The following is a 4,888-nucleotide window of genomic DNA, read 5'->3' as shown; positions in this document are numbered from 1 at the left end:
TGGCGACCAGCTTGCCGATGCCCATCTGCTCGGAATAGGCCTCGCTGACGAGTGAGCGGAAACGCGCCTCCTTGCAGTCGTACTCGGCGAGTGTCCTGATCGACCAGACGACCGTCTGCGGATCGGCCCACTGCGCGGCCGTGAAGTCCATCAGCTGCCAGATCTGCACCAGATCGCCGTTGCGCAGGATCTGCTTCTGCTCGAGATAGATGCGGAAGTTCTCGGTCCGGCCGAGCTGTATCCATTCGGCTGCCGCGCTTCCGGCGAAGAGCAGCGCCAAGAGCGCGAGGAGGAGCGGACGGAGGGGTTTGCGGATTGTCGTTATCATGGCGCGATGCGTTCGGTCAGTTCCGGGGTTTACCGGGGTCATGCAGAAGCTGCACATGGTAACGCGTGGCGCGACTTACGTACCTGCTTTCGCCTTCAGCGACTTCTTCGCATAGATGTCGAAGCGGCTCGAATTGCCTTCCAGCGTGAAAGCCGGCTTCGGCCCGGCGATGGCTGGCGCCTTGCGCGCACGCTTGACGACGACGCGGTGCGTCGCCAGCGCCAGCGCGGCTGCGAGCAAGGCCGGCGCGTCATCGTCGTCGCCGACGACGGGGCGAAAAAGGCGCATTTCCTTCTTTACCAGCGCGCTCTTGTCGCGGTGCGGAAACATGGGATCAAGGTAGACGACCTGCGGCGGATCTTCAGACCACGCACCCAGGAGCGCGATGGCGTCGCCACAGACGAGCCGCATGCGGCCGACGATAGTCGCCACTTCGGTATCGCGCGCCGCGCGCTGCAAACCGTCTTCGAGCAATGCCGCGATCAGCGGATTGCGCTCGATCAGGGCCACAGTGCAGCCGAGCTGCGCCAGCACGAAGGCATCGCGCCCCAGCCCGGCCGTGGCATCCACCACCGTCGGGCGAATCCCCGGCAGCAGACCGACGGCCTTGGCGATCATCTGCCCGGCGCCGCCGCCGAACAAACGCCGATGCGCGACGGCGCCTTCGACGAAATCGACGCGCACCGGCCCCGGCGCATCGTCGGCGAGATCGACGAGCTGCAATCCCTGCGGCCCGAGTTGCAGCGCGAGTTCCGCTTCGCCGGCAAGCGGCAGATGCAGGCGCTCAGCCCACGCGGCCGCCGCAGCGTCGAGCGCAGGATCAAGCGACTCGATGCGGACGCGGACCGATGGGGTTGAATCGTTCATCGAAAAAACGCGTACTCAGCCGCGCCCGACCGCCCACTTGCCGGCGCCGCCAAGCGCCGAGGCCAGCGCCACCAGCAGCAGGAAGAGACCGTGCAGATTGCCGAGAACCGCCGCGCCGTGGATCCAGCCAACGACCAGCGGCCAGCCGATGATCAACGTCAGCCCGAGGCTGGCGACCGGCATCCACAGGCCGAGGATCATGAACACGCCGCAGAGCATTTCGGTGAGATGCAGCCCCCATTGGATGCCCTGCGCAAGCGTTGTCGGAATACTCGAATGCAGGAGCGGCTGCAGGCCTGCGAGAAAGGCCATGCCGCCGACCGCAAGACGAAGAAAGAAGAGCGCCCAGTTGACGCGCGTGTTGGATGCCGCCATGAGAAACAAGCCGAAGTCGAGATTGGGGAAAGCGGTACGACCCGCCGGAAGGCAGGCAGTATAGCCGCTCTCCCCGCCCGACCCGGTGTTCTATCGACGTTTGTGACGACACCCGCTCATGACCCGATGCGGCGAAGGAAATTGCCTTGGGCGACACGCTGACCACGAACGGACAACGGCCCACCCGAACTCACGTGTGCTCGGTCGGGCACCTCAGTTTTTCGCTCACCGCCTGCTGCATCACGGCATCGATTTCGAGCTGCCTGGTGGTCATTTTCACGTCGAGGTTGCAGGCCGGCAGCCTGGCCGCCTGAACCACCCAATCGCTTGCCACGTCAACGCTAATACGCGACGTGTTGAGCGCGATGTCGAAAGCGTGCGACGACTCCCAGGGCACGCGATAGAACGATTCGATGAAGGCCTTGCGCACTTTATCCTTTTCCTCGACGAGTGCCCTCGCCTCGATCAACGAAAGGCTCATTTCGTAGCGCACGAGTTCGATGCGATCGTCGAGCGGCGCCTGCAGGCGCACGTGCAGCACGTCGGCCAGACCGGCAAGGATGGCGTAGCCGCTGCGCCCGAGAATGACGACGTTGCCGTGGCGGGCCACCGCGCGCACGACCTGGTTGAGCATGCGTACCATCGTGTCGCGCCGTGCGGCCTTCTCGGTGTCGAAGCCTTCCCAGAAGCCGGGCTGCTTCTCGTACTCGCTATCGAATTCCGACAGACCGTACTGGCCAAGCACCGCACTGACGAAGGCTTTGTCTACCAGGTGATAACCCAGCGCATGGGCAACCTTTTCGGCCAGCAAATCGCCGCCGCTACCGAATTCACGGGAAATGGTAATGACTGTCATGGCATCGACTCCTTTTCGTCTTAAGGTGTTCTGGAAGTACTGCAGTTGGCTAACCCCTTTGCTTTTCATCAGGTTGACGCAGGATCTACGAGTTCTTTGGGAACCCGATTCCATATTAGCAGCTGGATTTTTGTGCGCTTCCGAAAAGCCGCGTTCTCTCGATATTCAGCCGGCGCATCCAGCTGCCGGCGGCGATACGCGGCTTCTATAATCGCCTTTTTGCTCAATCAGGATGGAAGCCATGACCTCGCCGAACGCCGTGCAGAACGATGCACCAGACCCCGATATCGATCTCACGCAGCGCCTGCAGGCACGAGAGCCACTGCTCTGGCTCAACCCGGCGCGGGCACCGGTCCGGCGCGCGCTCGCCGAGGTCGCCGCCACGCACGTTATCGGCCTCGCCGACATCGAAGCTGCCGATGCGCTGCTGCGCCGCTGGGGGCCGGCGCTCGTCCGCCTGTTCCCGGAACTCGCCGCCAGCGGCGGCGTGATCGAATCGCCGTTGATCGAACTGCCGGATGCACACCCGGTGACCGGTGTCGAAATCAAAGGCCGCAGCCTGATCAAGGCCGACCACGCCCTGCCGGTTGCCGGCTCGATCAAGGCGCGCGGCGGCATCTACGAGGTGCTCGCGCATGCCGAGCAGCTGGCCGTCAAGCACGGCTTGATCGCACTCGGCGGCGATCCGCTGGAGCTTGTCTCGACCAAGGCGCGTGAACTGTTCGCGCAGCACACCGTCGCCGTCGGCAGCACCGGCAATCTCGGGCTCAGCATCGGCGTCATGGCCTCGGCGCTCGGCTTCCACGCCGTCGTCCACATGTCGCACGACGCCAAGCAATGGAAGAAGGACCGGCTGCGCAAACGCGGCGTCGAGGTCGTCGAGCACACGGGCGACTACGCCGCCGCCGTCGCCGCCGGACGCGCGGCCGCGGCTGCCTCGGGCCGCGCGTACTTCGTCGACGACGAGAACTCGCGCAACCTCTTCCTCGGCTACGCCGTCGCCGCGCTGCGTCTGAAGAACCAGCTCGCCGACCTCGGCATCGCCGTCGACGCCGACCACCCGCTCGTCGCCTACCTGCCCTGCGGCGTCGGCGGCGCGCCGGGCGGCATCACCTTCGGCCTGAAGCACGTCTTCGGCGACGCGGCGCACTGCTATTTCGCCGAACCCTGCGCCTCGCCGGCGATGCTTGTCCGCCTGGCCTCGACCACCGGGCCGAAGTCGGTCTACGACATCGGCCTCGACAACCGCACCGAAGCCGACGGCCTCGCGGTCAGCGAAGCGTCTGAACTCGTCTATCAACTGGTGCATGAACTCGTTTCCGGCGTCTACACCGTCGCCGACGACGCGCTGTTCACCACCCTCGCCCGCCTGCGCCAGACAAGCGGCATCGAGATCGAACCGTCGGCCGCCGCGTGCTTTGCCGGCGCCCGGCTGCTCGACGCAACGTTGCGCAACGACCCGCGGGCGACGCATGTGTTCTGGACGACCGGCGGCTCCTTCGTTCCGGCCGAAGAGTATGAGAAGTTCTACCGGCGCGGCTGCGAATCGCTCGCACGCGCATGAGTGGCCGTTTGAACTCGAGCGGACCAACTCCGATCCAATAGCCACATCCGCAAACGACCCACGCAAAACGATGGAGAAGATCGAAGACCACAGCCAACCCGCCCCAACGCGTTCGGCTCTACTGCGCGCGCTGCTCACCGTCGCCGGGATGGTCTGCGTCATGCTCGCGGTTGCCGGCATCGTGCTGCCGCTCTTGCCGACGACGCCCTTCCTGCTGCTCGCGGCGGCCTGCTTCGCGCGCAGTTCGCCGCGGCTCGACGACTGGCTCCACCACAACCGGCTGTTCGGCCCCTATCTGCGCGCGTACCGGGACGGCCACGGCATCCCCCTGCGCGTCAAGGTGTCGATCATTTCGCTGCTCTGGATCTCCATCACGCTCTCGGCGATCTTCGCCATACCGACCCGGCTCTGGGCGCTGCGTTTCACGCTGGTCGCCATCGCGCTGCTCGTTTCGATCCACGTGCTGAGGATCAAGACGCGCGAACGCGCGAGCGAAGAGGTCTGAGCTCCGGCACAGGATTTGATCCGATCAATCGACCGGTGCCAGCTCAGGGCTGATCCGTGTGCCGTTCAATGCGCCGGATGACGGCATCGCGCCGGCGCCTGCCTCGGACGCGGCACTCGCCTCTTCGGTTTCTTCCGCGACCGGCGGCAGGATCGGCGACCACATGCAGCATCCGGATTTCAGAGCGTGGAGCTTTGCCGCGCGGCGTGCTTCGATCTCATCGTTCATGTCTCTCTCCCTTCGTCGAACGTCGATGCACTACTGAACGAGCGGCGTATCGGCCGCGTCGATAGCCACGCCGACGATCTCGGCCTGCCCTGCCAACTGGTTCAGATACTGGCGCAAGGCGGTAACGTAGGTCTTCTGGCGCAGCGCCATGGCGACGGCGCCGCG

7 protein-coding genes are annotated in these 4,888 nt (G+C 65.1%); 2 read left to right on the top strand and 5 right to left on the bottom strand.

Annotated elements, in window-relative coordinates; all coding sequences use genetic code 11:
• The 4 genes from KBA32_RS05665 to KBA32_RS05650 all read right to left on the bottom strand — a co-directional run.
• On the bottom strand, positions 1-328 hold a 328-nt coding region (locus KBA32_RS05665; protein ID WP_294356357.1), incomplete at its 3' end, for a surface-adhesin E family protein.
• A gap of 75 nt (positions 329-403) precedes the next feature.
• Positions 404-1,195, bottom strand: a complete 792-nt coding sequence (locus tag KBA32_RS05660) for a class I SAM-dependent methyltransferase (RefSeq protein ID WP_294356355.1) — start codon at positions 1,193-1,195, stop codon at positions 404-406.
• 15 nt (positions 1,196-1,210) lie between these two features.
• On the bottom strand, positions 1,211-1,570 hold the full coding sequence (locus KBA32_RS05655; RefSeq protein WP_294356353.1) for a hypothetical protein: 360 nt from the start codon (positions 1,568-1,570) through the stop codon (positions 1,211-1,213).
• A gap of 190 nt (positions 1,571-1,760) precedes the next feature.
• Positions 1,761-2,426 carry an AAA family ATPase gene (locus KBA32_RS05650; RefSeq protein WP_294356349.1) on the bottom strand — a complete coding sequence of 222 codons (666 nt, stop codon included), beginning with the start codon at positions 2,424-2,426 and terminating at the stop codon, positions 1,761-1,763.
• Positions 2,427-2,667: 241 nt separating this feature from the next.
• On the opposite strand from KBA32_RS05650, the gene KBA32_RS05645 reads away from it, so the two are divergent.
• Both KBA32_RS05645 and KBA32_RS05640 read left to right on the top strand, forming a co-directional pair.
• Positions 2,668-3,990: a D-serine ammonia-lyase gene (locus tag KBA32_RS05645; RefSeq protein ID WP_294356347.1), complete on the top strand. Its 1,323-nt coding sequence runs from the start codon at positions 2,668-2,670 to the stop codon at positions 3,988-3,990.
• 70 nt (positions 3,991-4,060) lie between these two features.
• Positions 4,061-4,495 (top strand): YbaN family protein, encoded by a 435-nt coding sequence (locus KBA32_RS05640; protein WP_294356344.1) that lies wholly within the window; start codon positions 4,061-4,063, stop codon positions 4,493-4,495.
• 24 nt (positions 4,496-4,519) lie between these two features.
• On the opposite strand, the gene KBA32_RS05635 is transcribed toward KBA32_RS05640, so the two are convergent.
• Positions 4,520-4,723: a hypothetical protein gene (locus KBA32_RS05635; RefSeq protein WP_294356342.1), complete on the bottom strand. Its 204-nt coding sequence runs from the start codon at positions 4,721-4,723 to the stop codon at positions 4,520-4,522.
• Positions 4,724-4,888: the final 165 nt, after the last annotated feature.

Origin of the sequence: Propionivibrio sp., assembly GCF_017995515.1 — a bacterium.
Lineage (GTDB): Bacteria > Pseudomonadota > Gammaproteobacteria > Burkholderiales > Rhodocyclaceae > Propionivibrio.
This window is presented reverse-complemented; position numbering and strand designations above follow the sequence as displayed.